We start from the raw sequence: 15182 nt of genomic DNA, 5'->3' as shown, positions 1-15182 counted from the left end.
TTTATGCAAATTACGGTGGAAAAACTTACTTGACTGTAATGCTCCAGAATAGGTCAATTTACTGGTGTTTGATATTGAAGCATTACTTAATGGCTTTACTATCGTCTTGCAAGCTTTTCCTTAGGTCAAATCTGATAAGGAAGCTTATGAGGACCCGGATAAACATCTGCGGCTCGTGATACAAAGGTGCATCGTTTTGCCAAACTTGCATGTTCAATTCGGGAAAACTAATAATCAATTACGGAAAAGTATTTCCGCCTACGCACACGAATCCTATAAACGATTGACTGGCAAGTGTTTCAAGCGGAAATTATCTGAATAATAATTCGCAAGGCTTTAAGCCTGTATGTTTTTTGAAGGCAGTTGAGAAGTGAGAAATACAAGAATAACCCATCATAATAGCCACTTCTGAAACGGATAAACCTTTTTCATATAGTAAGCCACGGGCTTTTTCCATTCTCTCTTTTTGGAAATAATCGTAGATGGTGGTACCATAAACAGCTTTGAAACCTTTCTTCAGGTAACATTCGTTCATGGCTACACGGCGCGCAAGGTCGCGAATGGTGATAGGAGAATCCAATTGTTCGAGCAGGATATTACGTGCCTTGGTAATCTTTTCGCGGTCTTCCAACTGCGTTAAGAAACGGCAACCGTAACGTTCTTCTGTATCGTTTTGGATAAATTGATCGGAGCTATATAATAAGAGATCCAGTGCCCTACTTTGTAAGAAGATGTTTTTCAACACGCCCTCATAATTATGATGCACCATTTGCTCGAGAACGGCTTTGGATTTGGTGCAAGGCTGAATCGTTTTTACGAAAGGTTTTTTCTTTGCTGATGCTTCGAAAATCGTGAAAGTTGTACTCGTATTCCCTTTTTGTAACCCTTGAATGAATAAAGGCTGGAAACGAACAGTGATTAAGTCTACAGATGATTTCTTCTCTTTACAATCTTCGCTTTTCTTACCATCCGAACAAAGTTGATCTGTACAACCGGGATTGGTACAATAACGGTTACCTGATACACAATATCTTAATTCGATCGCTGCTGCTTTACCATTCTTCGCCGGCTCATACACAACCATAGCTACATCTTCAACCGGCAACGGTTTCTCGTACGTAAAGCGTTGCAAAGTAAAATCAATACAATCAGGCACCATCACCGAATCTTGTTCGGCGAGCTGCAACTGGTCGCTCATAGCTGGTTGCGAGATGGCTAGTGCTAATAAATCTTGTATTTCTTTCAATTTGACCTTGTTAAGAGAAAGCAAAAATACGGAATGAAAATTTATGCTCACACGTTTTTACAATGCCGTTACAATAAGCGTGTTACACCATGTAATAACTTTTATACGAATCGCTTGTTAAATTGGTACAGTATTGGAACATAGATAGGTGTCCAAACAATTTTTAATATGAAGAAATTTTGGAAAATATTACTCATCAGCTTGGGCGTTTTGGTATTGATTGTATTATGCACCGGTTGGTATCTAAACACCCATTGGAAAAAGTTGTTAACCAAGGAGTTAAAGCATTATGTTTTAGAAGGAACAGACAGTTTGTATACCCTTCAATATAGCGACATTAACCTCAATGTATTAACAGGCAACGTCGCCATTCATAACGTTCACCTCGAACCCGATTCCTCTATTTATACACAACTCCTCGCCCATCACAAAGCACCCGGGTTATTGGTACATTTAGATATGGAACGCTTAGAGGTTAACCACCTCCTTGTATGGAAGTATTTCATGAAGAAACAAGCCCATGCATTAGCATTCGCCCTTGTAAAACCCAAAGTAGCTGTTATCCGTAACGATCTTGCTATAGACACCTCGAAACACGGCTCCTTTTACGAAGGCGCTAAGGATTATATTAGAAGCATTTATATCGACCAGTTGTTATCTAATAATATCGACCTCACCTATACGCATATCCGGGAAGATAGCTCGAAAACACATATCAAAATTTCCGATTTGAGCTTGCTCGTGAAGGACCTATTTGTTGATTCCGTTACCCAAAGCGACCCACAACGCTATTTATACGCCAGTAACTTCGATATCAACTTAGCACAATACGATTACCGCTTAGCGGATTCGTTGTACTGGATACATATAAAAGATATATCGTACCATGCGGCACAAAAGAACCTGAGCCTTGGGTTAGTGCAATTCGATCCCCGTTATAACCGCCAGCAGTTCGATAAAAAAATCGGTACCCAGAAAGACCGCTTCGATGTGAAGTTTTCGGACGTGAATTTCTATAGAATGAAGCTGGAGAACATTTTACAAGGCGAACTGGTGAGTGAACTGTGTACTATAGGGGGAGGCGACCTGGATATTTACCGGAACCGTTCGTTACCGCTGCCACCAGGTAATAAATATGGCTCTTTCCCCAACCAACTATTAGACAAGTTACAATTACCCGTGCGAATTGATACCCTTAAAGCCGGTAAAGTAGACTTGGCTTATACCGAGTTAAACCCGAAAAACGGTGAAAAAGGCACTATCCAGTTTAAGCAAATAAATGCCACTATTACAAATATTACGAATAACGATACGATGGTGAAAAAGAACAACCATTGTGTGGCCAACTTAAACGCGATATTCATGCAAACGGGCAAATTGCGGGCGAAATTCGACTTTACCTTGGGCAGTCCGAAAGGGGCATTTACGGTAAGTGGGCAGTTAAGTAACATGAATGGGAAGGAATTAAACCCGGTAACGCGCCCATTAAGTATGGTAGCGGTAGAGTCGTTACATATCAGCGACTTGGATTTCACCATTACGGGTAATGAGCGGTCGGCTACTTCTAAAGTAAAGTTTTTATATGAGAAGTTGAGGATCAGCATCTTAAAAGATGATGGGGAGAAATTGAAGCGGAAAGGATTGATGAGTATGATAGCTAACTTAATGGGTATTTATAAAGAGAACCCCGAACCAGGAAAGGCGGTTCGCTTGGCAACGGGTAGTTTCCAGCGCGACCCGCAGAAGTCGTTTTTCAACCTTGTTTGGAAGACATTGTTTGTTGGGGTGATGAATACGGTGGGAACAGATTTATTGAAGGATAAAGTAGCTGAAAAATAGGCAGTTGCTGAACAACTTATACACATTCTGAGCCCTATGCCCTAGAATGCAGTATTGCTGCAGGTTTTACAGCACATCCACAGGGTATAAATATTGCCCGTTTTTTATGGTTAATAGCCCGAAATTTGTTATTTTTGCAGGATTCTCTACCGATTTGTTAAAAAAAGATTTCAGCTAATAATATGAGTGAAGAAATTGTGAAAACACCAGCTGCCCCCGCCAGTGGATATGACGCGGGTAGCATCCAGGTTTTGGAGGGTTTGGAAGCAGTTCGTAAAAGGCCGGCCATGTACATTGGTGATATTGGCGTTAAAGGTTTGCACCACTTGGTTTACGAGGTAGTAGATAACTCCATCGATGAGGCCCTTGCGGGATACTGTAAAAATATCGAAGTAACCATTTGCGAAGATAACTCGATCCGCGTTGAAGATGACGGTCGTGGTATCCCAACTGGTATGCACCCGAAGGAAAACCGTTCTGCCTTGGAGGTAGTAATGACGGTTTTACACGCCGGTGGTAAATTCGATAAGAACACGTATAAAGTGTCCGGTGGTTTGCACGGTGTGGGTGTGAGTTGTGTGAACGCGTTAAGCTCCGTGTTATTAGTAACCGTAGAACGTGAAGGAAAGATTTTCGAACAAGAGTACCACCAAGGTATTCCGCAATATGCAGTACGCGAAATTGGTACATCAAACCGTACAGGTACAACAGTATTGTTCAAACCTGATGGCGAGATCTTCAAAGAAACGACGTACAACCGCGAGATTTTGGCTGGTCGTTTACGCGAGTTAGCGTATTTGAACCGTCAAATCAAAATTACCTTAACCGACGATCGTGAAAAAGATGATCTTGGTAACCCGGTAAGCGAGATTTTCTACAGCGAAGGCGGTATTAAAGAATTCGTTCAAATGTTGGATAAGAACGGTCGCAGGAATGCACTTGTTCCAGATCCAATTTACATCGAAGCACATGATGCGGCATCTAATGTAGCAGTAGAAGTTGCATTGTTGTACAACGATTCTTTCAATGAACACATCTTCTCTTACGTAAATAACATTAACACCATTGAAGGAGGTACGCACGTAGCCGGTTTCCGCCGTGCTATTACCCGCGTATTCAAATCTTATGGTGATAAGAATAAATTATTCGAGAAATCGAAAGTAGAGGTAACGGGTGATGACTTCCGTGAAGGCTTAAGCGCTATTATCAGCGTAAAAGTACCGGAGCCACAGTTTGAAGGTCAAACGAAAACCAAGCTCGGTAACTCCGATGTAATGGGTATCGTAGATAGCGCCGTTGCCAGTGTGTTAGATGCTTACTTGGAAGAACATCCAAGAGAAGCTAAAACGATCATTAACAAGGTAGTATTAGCAGCACAAGCACGTGAAGCAGCTCGTAAAGCGCGCCAACTTGTACAACGTAAAAGCGTAATGACAGGTAGCGGCCTTCCGGGTAAACTTGCGGATTGTTCTGATAATGATCCTAAGAAATGCGAGTTGTACCTTGTCGAAGGGGATTCGGCAGGTGGTACGGCTAAACAAGGCCGTAACCGTAACTACCAAGCGATCTTACCTTTACGTGGTAAAATCTTGAACGTGGAAAAAGCCATGGAACACAAGATTTACGAAAACGAAGAGATCAAGAATATCTTCACAGCCCTGGGTGTAACCATTGGTACAGAGGAAGATGATAAAGCACTTAACCTTTCGAAATTACGTTATCACAAGTTGATCATCATGACGGATGCCGACGTGGATGGTAGCCACATCGCGACGTTGATCTTAACATTTGTGTTCCGTTATATGAAAGCATTAGTAGAACAAGGTTACGTTTACTTGGCGCAACCACCGTTATACTTAGTGAAGAAAAACAAGGATCAAATTTATTGTTGGACAGAAGAGCAGCGCCGCGAAGCCGTTACCAAATTAGCAGGTGGTGGTAAAGAGGACAGCGTGAACGTTCAACGATATAAGGGTTTGGGTGAGATGAACGCAGAACAATTATGGGACACTACCATGAACCCAGATGTTCGTACATTGAAACAAATCACGATCGAAAGCGCAGCGGAAGCTGACCGTGTATTTAGCATGTTGATGGGTGATGAAGTACCTCCACGTAGAGAGTTCATCGAATCGCACGCGAAATATGCTAAGATCGATGCATAATTTACGATTGTAATAGAAAATTAGATACAGAAAAGGGCTATTCCGCATCAGCGGGATGGCCCTTTTCTTTAAAGACAGGTTAAATACCAGGAAAAACCTGGTCATATATTAAACTATTTCAGATATTTTTAATATATTGCATATGTAATTTATAATGACCCATACCATATACCTAGAAAAATGCGTATAAAACTTAGCCTTTTCGTACTTGCATGCCTGGCTATTACAGCTATTGGCCTTTCTTCATGCGAAAAAGATACTTTCAAAGAAGCGATAGCAAATGCCGGTGGTGGCGGTTCGAATAATGGTGGGAATAACGGCGGTAACAATGGAGGGAATAACGGAGGCAGTATCCAAGATACGGCATACGTTTCCTATAAAATGGACGGCACACAAGTAAACTATGCTAAAAGTGGTGTAGATGTGATGGCGGTTACATCAGCTGGTCGTTATGTAGTTACAATTTCTGCACAAGATCCTAACTCAGCGACCAACATGGCATCTATGCTGATTGGGTTTCCTGCGGGCGTTACAGGATTGAAAACGGGGACTTATAAATACCCTGATTTCAGCCTCACTACCATTAAAAACGCAACACCGCTTATTGCAGAATCTGCTACACTTACTATTACAGCAGTGAGCGACAAGTTATTTACAGGCACATTCAGTGCAACTGTAAAATCGCAAGATGGCGCTGTAAAATCAACTATTACCGACGGTAAATTCATCGCGAAAATCAATTAAGTAAAACATCTTTATATAACGAAATAACCTATCCCTATGAAACTTAAACTATTCCTGCTTGCAGGCGTAGCGGCCTTGTTGTGCCTACACGCATGCACGAAAGATGGCGTTAAGCCTAAAGGCACTATCACCATGAACGTGAATGATAGCGCTTATAAAGGTCAATTCGCCACAGCTTTACGCATCGATACTTCCAACGTGTATTCCACGATTAGTGTTAGTGCCGGTAGTATGAATGGAACCCTCGTAGGATTCACATTAGTTATTCCAACCAAGAACCCGGTACCGGGTACCTATAGTTCTAATAAAGATAAAAATACGGTGGTAACACTCTCCTATTCCACGATTCGTTTAGGTGCAGAATATACATCTACCCAAAACGGCGGGAATGCTGTAGTGAATATCACGCGTATAGATAAAGACGGTATTGAAGGTACATTCTCAGGAAAAGTGATCAGCGATCTTGATCCTTCTCACACGCTCCTATTGAGCAATGGCGCTTTCAGTGCAGCATTTGATTAACCACATTCATTATAACCCTCGTTTTCGTATAACCATTTACGTTATACAAACGAACATCCAAAAAATGTAAACCATATCTCAAGCATGATCTACATTACTACAATGTGTTAGCATTAGGGAGCAAACATATTGAGTGCAAAATAGAGTTTATTAACAGGACGAGGAATCAATTAACGGACCTTGCATTTGGCACCACAACGTAGTAACGCGTTGCGGATTGATCACAAATGCAGAGCGGCAAAAAACGAAAGTTCTTTGCCGCTCTTTTTTTATTTTAAAACATACCACTACTAACTACTCTTAGTTCAAAATATTAATAATTAAAGTATTCATCATAGCATCACAAAAAAAGCGGCCTCTACCAGTAGAGACCGCTTATATATCAAAAACAGTTGTGGTTATCGTTATTTGATAGAGAAAATCGCGTTTACTTCAGCACGAATTTTAATGGTTTTGAAGTCGATGTTTGATTCAGGAACAGCCCTATCAGCAGACATTTTCGCCATTGTATTGTACATAACAGGACGAACATCGCTATAGTTATCTGTGTTGATTTCATGTACTTCTAACACACCGCCCATGTTTTCGCCGATAGCAGCTAACATGTATTCAGCTTTTGCTTTAGCAGCTTGCAAAGCTTTAATTTTTACTTCTTTGCGGTATTCTTCCATTTTGCTGCTGTTGTAAGAAGAAACGTTTACACTTTCAATACCTTCATCATCTACTTTAGATAAGATAGGGTTGATTTTATCTAACCTGTTTACTTTTAAGCGGTATTGTTTACGTGTCATGAATTCTTCTGCTGTTTTCTTTTTCTTCCACCAGTAGTCGTTATTATAACCGAAAACATTTTCAATAGTGAAGTCTGCTTTCGCGATACCGGCTTCGTTTACAGCTTTCTGTAATTGTTGCTCCAATGTTGAAATATCAACTGTTTTACCATTCTTCAATTTATACTCGCGCAATGTGATGCTGATGTATATTTCATCTGGTGTAATTTCTATTTCGGCAGAACCGTTTACTTCAATTTTTTTCACGGGAGTTTCAGTTTTAGTTTGAGCGATTACCGTTGTAGATAAACCTACTGCCACAGCTAATAATAAGATTAACTTTTTCATCGTTTTCATTTTTTATTTCAATTATAGGATGCAACTTGTATTCTTCATTCCATAAGTCGTACCAATTTTTTTTCGACCGGGGTTTACTATGAAAAATAGATTGTCGTAAGGCATGAAACGAATCAAGGGGCACAATGTTACAGTTTTAGAAAATATTAACATTTGCAATGTTAAGGCATCCTAATTATATAACAAACTAAAAAGGCCTTCGTTTTCGCGAAGGCCTTTGCTATACTGATTTTGCACTATTTATTTTGAAGGAACAGGTTGACTTTCGCTCATATTGTTAAGGAAATGATAAACATCGTCCATCGACTTCATTCTTTCCACAACTAGCATAAAGTTTTTACCCACTTGTTTCAATTTTGCATTGTTGGTACGCGTTTGAATATGTTGCAAAATATGGTTGAAGGTTGGCGATTCGAAGTAGGGCGAATCGGGGTTATTAATAAAATAACAACGCATTTTTTCTTCCTTCAACATCAACTTCTCAAATCCCAATCTTATCGCTAACCAACGACAGCGTATAGTTGTAAATAGATCTTGTACAGGCTCCGGTAATGGCCCAAATCGATCTTCCAAACCTTTAGCGAAGGCTTGCAACTTGGGTTCTAAAGTTATGTTATCCAACTCTTGGTAAAGATTCAAACGTTCTTGAATACTTTCAACATAAGAATCAGGAATCAATATTTCCAAGTCGGTATCGATCGTACAATCGCTCACATAATCTTTCTTCTCTTCCAATTGTTCTTTGAACAAATCGCGGAATTCTGTTTGTTTTAATTCACGGATCGCTTCGTCTAAGATCTTTTGATACATATCAAAACCGATCTCTGCAATAAACCCACTTTGCTCGCCACCCAACAAATTACCGGCACCACGGATATCCAAATCCCTCATCGCAATTTGGAAACCACTACCGAGCTCGCTGTGTTGTTCGAGTGTTTGTAAACGTTTTCTACTATCGGCCGGCAACGTACTCATCGGCGGTGCCAACAAATAACAGAAGGCTTTTTTGTTACTTCTACCTACCCTACCACGCAACTGGTGTAAATCGCTTAAACCAAAGTGATGCGCGTTATTAATAATGATTGTATTCGCATTTGGAATATCCACTCCACTTTCCACGATGTTTGTACATACCAATACATCGTATTTACGCTCGATGAAATCCATAATGGCTTCTTCGAGTTGGTGACCTTCTAATTGTCCGTGTGCCGTAGCAATGCTTAAATCTGGGCAGAGTTGTTGTATTAAACCGGCCATTTCACCCAAGCCTTTAATCCTATTGTGGATAAAGTACACTTGGCCTCCGCGCTCAGTTTCATAATAGATGGCGTCGCGGATTTGATCGGGGTTGAATACTTGTACTTCCGTTTCAATTGGCTGCCTATTGGGTGGTGGTGTATTAATGATCGACAAATCGCGGGCACCCATCAACGAGAACTGTAACGTACGCGGAATAGGCGTTGCCGTTAAAGTAAGCGTATCCACATTCACTTTGAATTGCTTCAATTTCTCTTTAGCGCTTACACCGAATTTTTGTTCTTCATCAATTACCAGTACGCCAAGATCTTTGAATTTGACATCTTTCCCTAATAAAGCATGCGTACCAATAATAATATCAATCTTACCTTCCGCCAGTTTTTGCAAGGTTTCCTTTTTCAATTTTGTGGACTTGAAACGGTTCAAATAATCCACTGTGCAAGGGAAATCCTTTAGGCGCTCGGAAAATGTTTTATAGTGTTGGAAAGCTAAGATGGTAGTAGGTACAAGCACAGCCGCTTGTTTACCATCTGCTAATGTTTTGAATGCTGCACGTACAGCCACCTCAGTTTTACCAAAGCCCACGTCGCCACAAACCAAGCGATCCATTGGTGATGGCGATTCCATATCGCGTTTCACATCGGCAGTAGCCTTGGCTTGATCAGGTGTATCTTCATAAATAAACGAAGCTTCCAATTCTGTTTGCAAGTAAGTATCTGGCGTGTGTGCAAAACCTTGCTGTGCCTTTCGCGCTGCATATAAACGAATCAGGTCTTTCGCGATATCTTTAACCTCAGTTTTAGCCTTTTCTTTCAGCTTTTCCCAAGCATCGCTACCCAACTTATTAATCTTCGGTTCTACGCCTTCTTTACCCGTGTATTTGCTGATTTTGTGTAACGAGTTAATGTTCACATACAGCAAATCATTGTTCTTGTAAATGATGCGGATGGCTTCTTGCATTTTGCCACCCACTTCAATTTTTTGAAGGCCGCTATATTGCCCCACACCATGATCGATGTGCGTTACAAAATCGCCGGGTTGCAGTTCACGCAAGGTTTTCAATGTAATGGCCTTGCTTTTACTGTAGGCAGATTTGAGTTTGTATTTATGGAAACGTTGGAATACCTGGTGATCGGTGAATACCACTAGCTTCAATTCTTCATCCACGAAGCCGCCGCTAATAGCTACCGGTATGGGATAAAAGGTGAATGTTGCTTTCAGATCTTCGAAGATGCTTCTTAGGCGTTCGAGCTGGCGTGGGTTTTCGGCGAATATAAAGATCGCGTACTTTTCAGCGTTTTGTTTTTCGAGCGTTTTGATGAGCAGATCGAATTGTCGATTAAATACCGGCTGTTCTTTTGTTTTGAAAGCTAGTTCGACATTGGGTAATACATTCTCGAAGTTGAATTTCGGACCAAATACGACGTTATGTCTTTGCAACATTTGTTCGAATAATGGCTCGCTTTTTTCGAAATCTTCGGCGTGTATATAAATTGTTTCGTCTTCGTTAATACGCACACTGTGGTTCAGTGCAAGGAAATCTTCCAACTTGGTTTCAAGCTGGTTAATAACGCCTGCTACATAAGCTGGATCTTTGATCCAAACAATGGTATTCTCAGGCAAAAACTCCAATAAGCTGGTTTTCACATGCGTTTCCGTGCGGGTATCCATATTGGCTATAAGCGTCACCTGTGTGAGCTTCCGTTCACTCAGTTGCGATTCCGGGTCGAATAATCGAATGGAATCCACCTCATCTCCAAACAACTCAACACGGTAAGGCTTTTCATTCCCGAAAGAGTAAATATCCAAGATACCACCCCTAACGGCAAATTGACCGGGTTCGTATACGAAATCGCTATGTTCAAATCCCCAGCCAATCAACTTTTCCAACAAACCATCGACCTGCAAAGTATCGCCGATCTTAATTTGTATAGTATTTGTGTTAAAAGCTGTGCTACCGGCTACTTTTTCCCACAATGCTTCGGGATAGGTAACCATTACCTTTTTATGCACATGCGCGCCGGTAAACTTCATTAAAGCTTCCGTTCGCAGCATGCTATGACTGCTATTAATTTCGTTGAATTGCCCGACCTTCTTGAATGAGTCGGGGAAATAGAAAACGTCGAGCGCTTCGCTGAGCTGCTCGAAATCGTTGTGAAAATATGCGGCTTCTTCTCGATCATTCAAGATGAAAAGGTGATTAGCATCGCCATTGGCCCATGCATTCACAGCTACAAAGTTGGTGGAGCTTCCCGACAATCCTGTTAAATGAAAATAGCTGGGAGCAGGCGCTTCTAAGCCTTTCACCAAAGTTTGCAGGCGCGCATCTCGCTGGTATAATTGTAAAACTGCCTGTAAGTTCATGAAGATTGCAAAGATACGATGTATATGCCTTTTTTCGTTCGCAGGCGATGTTAAAATTAATGTTATGACACCTGCCTGGTTCCGCCGTGTATTCTTGTAAAAAATCTGTAAATTGATATGAATTCCAACACATTATCGCACGCCCAGGAAAAGGTCAATATCAATAACAATAAGGCTTACAGCGAATTACGGCTTCTTTTTACTTACTAATTTATCCATTTTATGGTTGAAACATGGTACAATGGCATTGTGACCAAAATTATCAATGAAACGCCCAATACACGCCGCTTTTGGATACAAGTGCCCGAATTACAGGCATTCGACTTTAAACCGGGGCAGTTTGTGACATTGGATTTGCCTATCCACGAAAAGAAAAACAAGCGCTGGCGCAGTTATTCGATCGCATCGCATCCTAATGGCAATAACGAAATTGAGCTGGTGATTGTTCTTTTGGAAGGCGGTGCAGGCACTACGTATTTATTCAACGAAATTACTGAAGGAAGTACCTTGATATTACGTGGTCCATTGGGTTTGTTCACCTTACCCCCGGAAATGGACCGCGATTTATTCCTTATTTGTACGGGAACAGGTATTGCACCTTATCGATCTATGGTGAAATTTTTACATGAAAATAATATTGCACATCCTCCAATACACTTAGTGTTTGGCACCCGGTATGAGCACGATCTATTGTACGCAGAAGAAATGCGGACTTTGCAAAATGGCATGCATAATTTTACCTACCACCCAACACTGTCGCGCGATACAAACCCTAATTGGTGGGGACATCGTGGATATGTACATGATGTTTACGAACAGCTATTATCTGATAAGCGCCCGGCCCATTTTTTTCTATGTGGCTGGAAAAATATGATTGATGAGGCTAAGCAACGCATTATCGCCATGGGGTATGATCGGAAAGATATTCACTTAGAATTATATGGTTGATATCAATATTTGATGAAGCATTCTTTGATGCACAATTAACTTCATTCTCAAATATTGATGTTCAAATAAACATATCAATATTTGACACATATTATTACTAAAAAACCCCAAGCATATTTACATGCTTGGGGTTTTCTTTATCTAAAAGCAACTATTATTTGTTGATTTCTTTCGTAACGATTTGAATTAATTGATCAACACCCACGCGTTCTTGCTCCATCGTATCGCGGTAGCGAATAGTTACGGTGCCATCTTCTTTTGTTTGGTGGTCAACTGTGATACAGAAGGGTGTACCGATTGCATCTTGACGACGGTAACGTCTACCGATGGCATCTTTCTCTTCGTAGAAGCAGCGGAACAATGGTTTGCATTGCTCTTGGATTTCGCGGGCGATTTCTGGTAAGCCGTCTTTCTTCGTTAATGGGAAAATGGCCAATTTAATCGGTGCTACTTTCGCTGGGAATTTCAATACAACACGGGAATCTTGTTTTTCCGGTGTGCTTAAGTCCTGCTCTTCGTACGCTTCGCTTAACAACATCAAAATCGTACGGTCTAAACCTACAGAAGTTTCAACAACGTACGGGATGTAGTTTTGATTGATTTCTGGATCGAAATACTGCATTTTCTTGCCAGAGAACTCTTGGTGTCTCGACAAATCGTGGTTCGTACGCGAGTGAATGCCTTCTAATTCTTTGAATCCGAATGGGAATTCGTACTCGATATCCAATGCAGCATTGGCGTAGAATGCAAGCTTCGTGTGATCATGGAAACGGAGTTTCCCAGGGTTGATACCGATGCTTTTGTGCCATTTCAAACGTTCTTCTTTCCAGAAGTTATACCATTCCATTTCGGTGCCAGGGCGAACGAAGAATTGCATCTCCATTTGTTCGAACTCGCGCATACGGAAAATGAATTGGCGTGCAACGATTTCGTTACGGAACGCCTTACCGATTTGAGCAATACCAAACGGGATTTTCATACGACCCGTTTTTTGTACGTTCAAGAAATTCACGAAAATACCTTGCGCAGTTTCTGGACGTAAGTAGATTTCGTTAGCTTCTTCGGCTACGCTACCTAATTGTGTGGCAAACATCAAGTTGAACTGGCGAATGTCGGTCCAATTAGCTGTTTTGCTAACACTACATGTAATTTTATTTTCATCAATTAGTTGCTTTAAACCCACTAAATCGTTGGCAGCTTCTAATTTTTCCATTTTTGAAATAAGTGCTTCAGCTTCTGCAGTAGGTAAATTAGCTGCAAAACCTTCGATCAAATGATCTACACGGTAACGTTTCTTACTGTCTTTATTATCGATCATTGGGTCGCTGAAACCGTCTACGTGACCTGAAGCTTTCCAGGTAGTAGGGTGCATAAAGATGGCTGCATCGATACCCACGATATTATCATGCATTTGGGTCATGCTCTTCCACCATAAATCCTTCACGTTTTTCTTCAACTCTGAACCGTATTGGCCGTAATCGTACACGGCACTTAAACCGTCGTAAACCTCGCTAGATTGAAATATAAAACCGTATTCTTTACAATGCGAAATGATCGCTTGGAATTTGTTCTGATCTGTAGCCATAGTTGGGCAAAGATAAATTTGAATTTTGATTTCTTGCATTGATATTTTTTACAATGCGTTACTTTTTTATCACCGCCTTATGCGTATCTTCTAAAGTATCGGCTTCTGCCTCTATCTGTTTCACCCAAACGGCATAGTCATTCGGTTCAATATGGCATCCATTCCGCTCCACATAAATGCGTGTAAAAACCGCCCCAAAATACAGAATTGCAGCGGAATAATACACCCATAACAAAACGATCACAATTGATCCTGCCGCGCCATACGTACTCCCCACCTTACTGGCACCCAAGTAATACCCAATAGCAAACTTTCCCAGCATAAACAAGGCCGCCGTGGTTAAAGCACCTACCAGTACATCTTTCCACTTAATCCGGGCATCCGGTAATACTTTAAATATAATTCCAAATAATAAAGTGATAATCCCGAAGGTAAGCACCACGTTGAAAACATATGCCGTAATAACTGCAATACCAGGGAACATCGCTGTTAAGCGATTATTTAAGATTTCAATAATCCCATTCAGTGCCAACGACACGAGTAAGATAAATCCTAAGCTTATGACCAATGAAAAGGATAGTAAACGGTTAATCACCAATTTAAGAAATCCTTTTTTGGGCTTGGCTTTAAGGCGCCAAATGGTGTTAATAGAGTCTTGGATTTCCGAAAATACCCCGGTTGCCCCTACAATTAAGGCTACGAAACCTACGATGGTTGCCCAACTCATGTCTTGCGACAGGGTTGAATTTTCGATGATTTGCTGGATTTGAACAGCAGCCGATTCGCCTACTAATCCGCGAATTTGCCCGTAAATACTGCCTTCAATGGCTTCTCGGCCTAAAAAGATATCACATAAATAAATGATAATAATCAACATCGGGGCGATGGAGAAGATCGTATAGTAAGCCAATGCAGCACTGAGCTTCAGTACTTTATCGTCCATGAATCCGCCGATGGCTTTACCGAAGATTTTCCAATATTGTTGGAAGGGTCGTATGGGCTTTTGGGTGTTATTCATATAGGTGTAATAACAACCTTTGCGCCAAACCGTTTATTTTAACTTCTCATTTTCCTTGTGCCTGTTCGCGTCGCGGGTAGATTTTTTCTCGAAGTTCTTTTCCAATGCGGCGGTAAGGTCAACACCCGTTTGATTAGCTAGGCACATAACTACCCACATTACATCAGCCAATTCATCGGCTAATTCTTTCTTTTTATCACTTTCTTTGAAGGATTGTTCACCGTATTGACGGCTAATAATACGGGCTACCTCCCCTACTTCTTCTGTAAGGATGGCCATATTGGTTAACTCGCTGAAATAGCGTACGCCCGTTGTATTGATCCATTGATCTACTTTTTCTTGCGCTTCTTTGATGGTCATATTTTAC

11 protein-coding genes are annotated in these 15182 nt (G+C 41.0%); 5 read left to right on the top strand and 6 right to left on the bottom strand.

Annotated features, from left to right (window positions below; all coding sequences use genetic code 11):
- Positions 1-310 precede the first annotated feature (310 nt).
- Positions 311-1246: a helix-turn-helix domain-containing protein gene (locus LX64_RS14015; protein ID WP_111598302.1), complete on the bottom strand. Its 936-nt coding sequence runs from the start codon at positions 1244-1246 to the stop codon at positions 311-313.
- A gap of 168 nt (positions 1247-1414) precedes the next feature.
- Between LX64_RS14015 and LX64_RS14010 the strand changes: the two genes are divergently transcribed.
- The 4 genes from LX64_RS14010 (at position 1415) to LX64_RS13995 (ending at position 6516) form a co-directional block, all read left to right on the top strand.
- On the top strand, positions 1415-3085 hold the full coding sequence (locus tag LX64_RS14010) for a hypothetical protein (RefSeq protein WP_111598301.1): 1671 nt from the start codon (positions 1415-1417) through the stop codon (positions 3083-3085).
- 182 nt (positions 3086-3267) lie between these two features.
- The gene (gene gyrB, locus LX64_RS14005) at positions 3268-5250 is read left to right on the top strand and encodes a DNA topoisomerase (ATP-hydrolyzing) subunit B (protein WP_111598300.1); all 1983 of its coding nucleotides are present in this window, start codon (positions 3268-3270) and stop codon (positions 5248-5250) included.
- A 180-nt stretch (positions 5251-5430) separates the two neighbouring features.
- On the top strand, positions 5431-5994 hold the full coding sequence (locus LX64_RS14000) for a hypothetical protein (RefSeq protein WP_111598299.1): 564 nt from the start codon (positions 5431-5433) through the stop codon (positions 5992-5994).
- A gap of 36 nt (positions 5995-6030) precedes the next feature.
- Positions 6031-6516, top strand: coding sequence for a hypothetical protein (locus LX64_RS13995; protein ID WP_111598298.1), 486 nt, complete (start codon positions 6031-6033; stop codon positions 6514-6516).
- 404 nt (positions 6517-6920) lie between these two features.
- Here LX64_RS13995 and LX64_RS13990 read toward each other — a convergent pair whose 3' ends face one another.
- Together LX64_RS13990 and mfd are read right to left on the bottom strand one after the other, a co-directional pair.
- On the bottom strand, positions 6921-7634 hold the full coding sequence (locus LX64_RS13990) for an SIMPL domain-containing protein (protein WP_158538620.1): 714 nt from the start codon (positions 7632-7634) through the stop codon (positions 6921-6923).
- A gap of 249 nt (positions 7635-7883) precedes the next feature.
- Positions 7884-11264 carry a transcription-repair coupling factor gene (gene mfd / locus LX64_RS13985; protein ID WP_111598296.1) on the bottom strand — a complete coding sequence of 1127 codons (3381 nt, stop codon included), beginning with the start codon at positions 11262-11264 and terminating at the stop codon, positions 7884-7886.
- Between the two features lie 222 nt (positions 11265-11486).
- On the opposite strand from mfd, the gene LX64_RS13980 reads away from it, so the two are divergent.
- Positions 11487-12212: a ferredoxin--NADP reductase gene (locus LX64_RS13980; protein ID WP_111598295.1), complete on the top strand. Its 726-nt coding sequence runs from the start codon at positions 11487-11489 to the stop codon at positions 12210-12212.
- A 154-nt stretch (positions 12213-12366) separates the two neighbouring features.
- Here the strand turns inward: LX64_RS13980 and LX64_RS13975 are convergent, their stop codons facing one another.
- From LX64_RS13975 to LX64_RS13965, 3 genes are read right to left on the bottom strand one after another with little or no spacing between them, the layout of a single operon-like run.
- Positions 12367-13797 (bottom strand): glycine--tRNA ligase, encoded by a 1431-nt coding sequence (locus LX64_RS13975; protein ID WP_111598626.1) that lies wholly within the window; start codon positions 13795-13797, stop codon positions 12367-12369.
- 58 nt (positions 13798-13855) lie between these two features.
- A complete protein-coding gene (locus LX64_RS13970) occupies positions 13856-14815 on the bottom strand; it encodes a YihY/virulence factor BrkB family protein (RefSeq protein WP_111598294.1) in 960 nt (319 codons plus the stop codon).
- 33 nt (positions 14816-14848) lie between these two features.
- Positions 14849-15175: a nucleotide pyrophosphohydrolase gene (locus LX64_RS13965; RefSeq protein WP_111598293.1), complete on the bottom strand. Its 327-nt coding sequence runs from the start codon at positions 15173-15175 to the stop codon at positions 14849-14851.
- Positions 15176-15182: the final 7 nt, after the last annotated feature.

The sequence above is a fragment of the Chitinophaga skermanii genome (assembly GCF_003259335.1).
Classification (GTDB): Bacteria; Bacteroidota; Bacteroidia; order Chitinophagales; family Chitinophagaceae; genus Chitinophaga; species Chitinophaga skermanii.
Note: the sequence above shows the minus strand (reverse complement) of the source record. Positions and strands in the feature narration are given on the sequence as shown.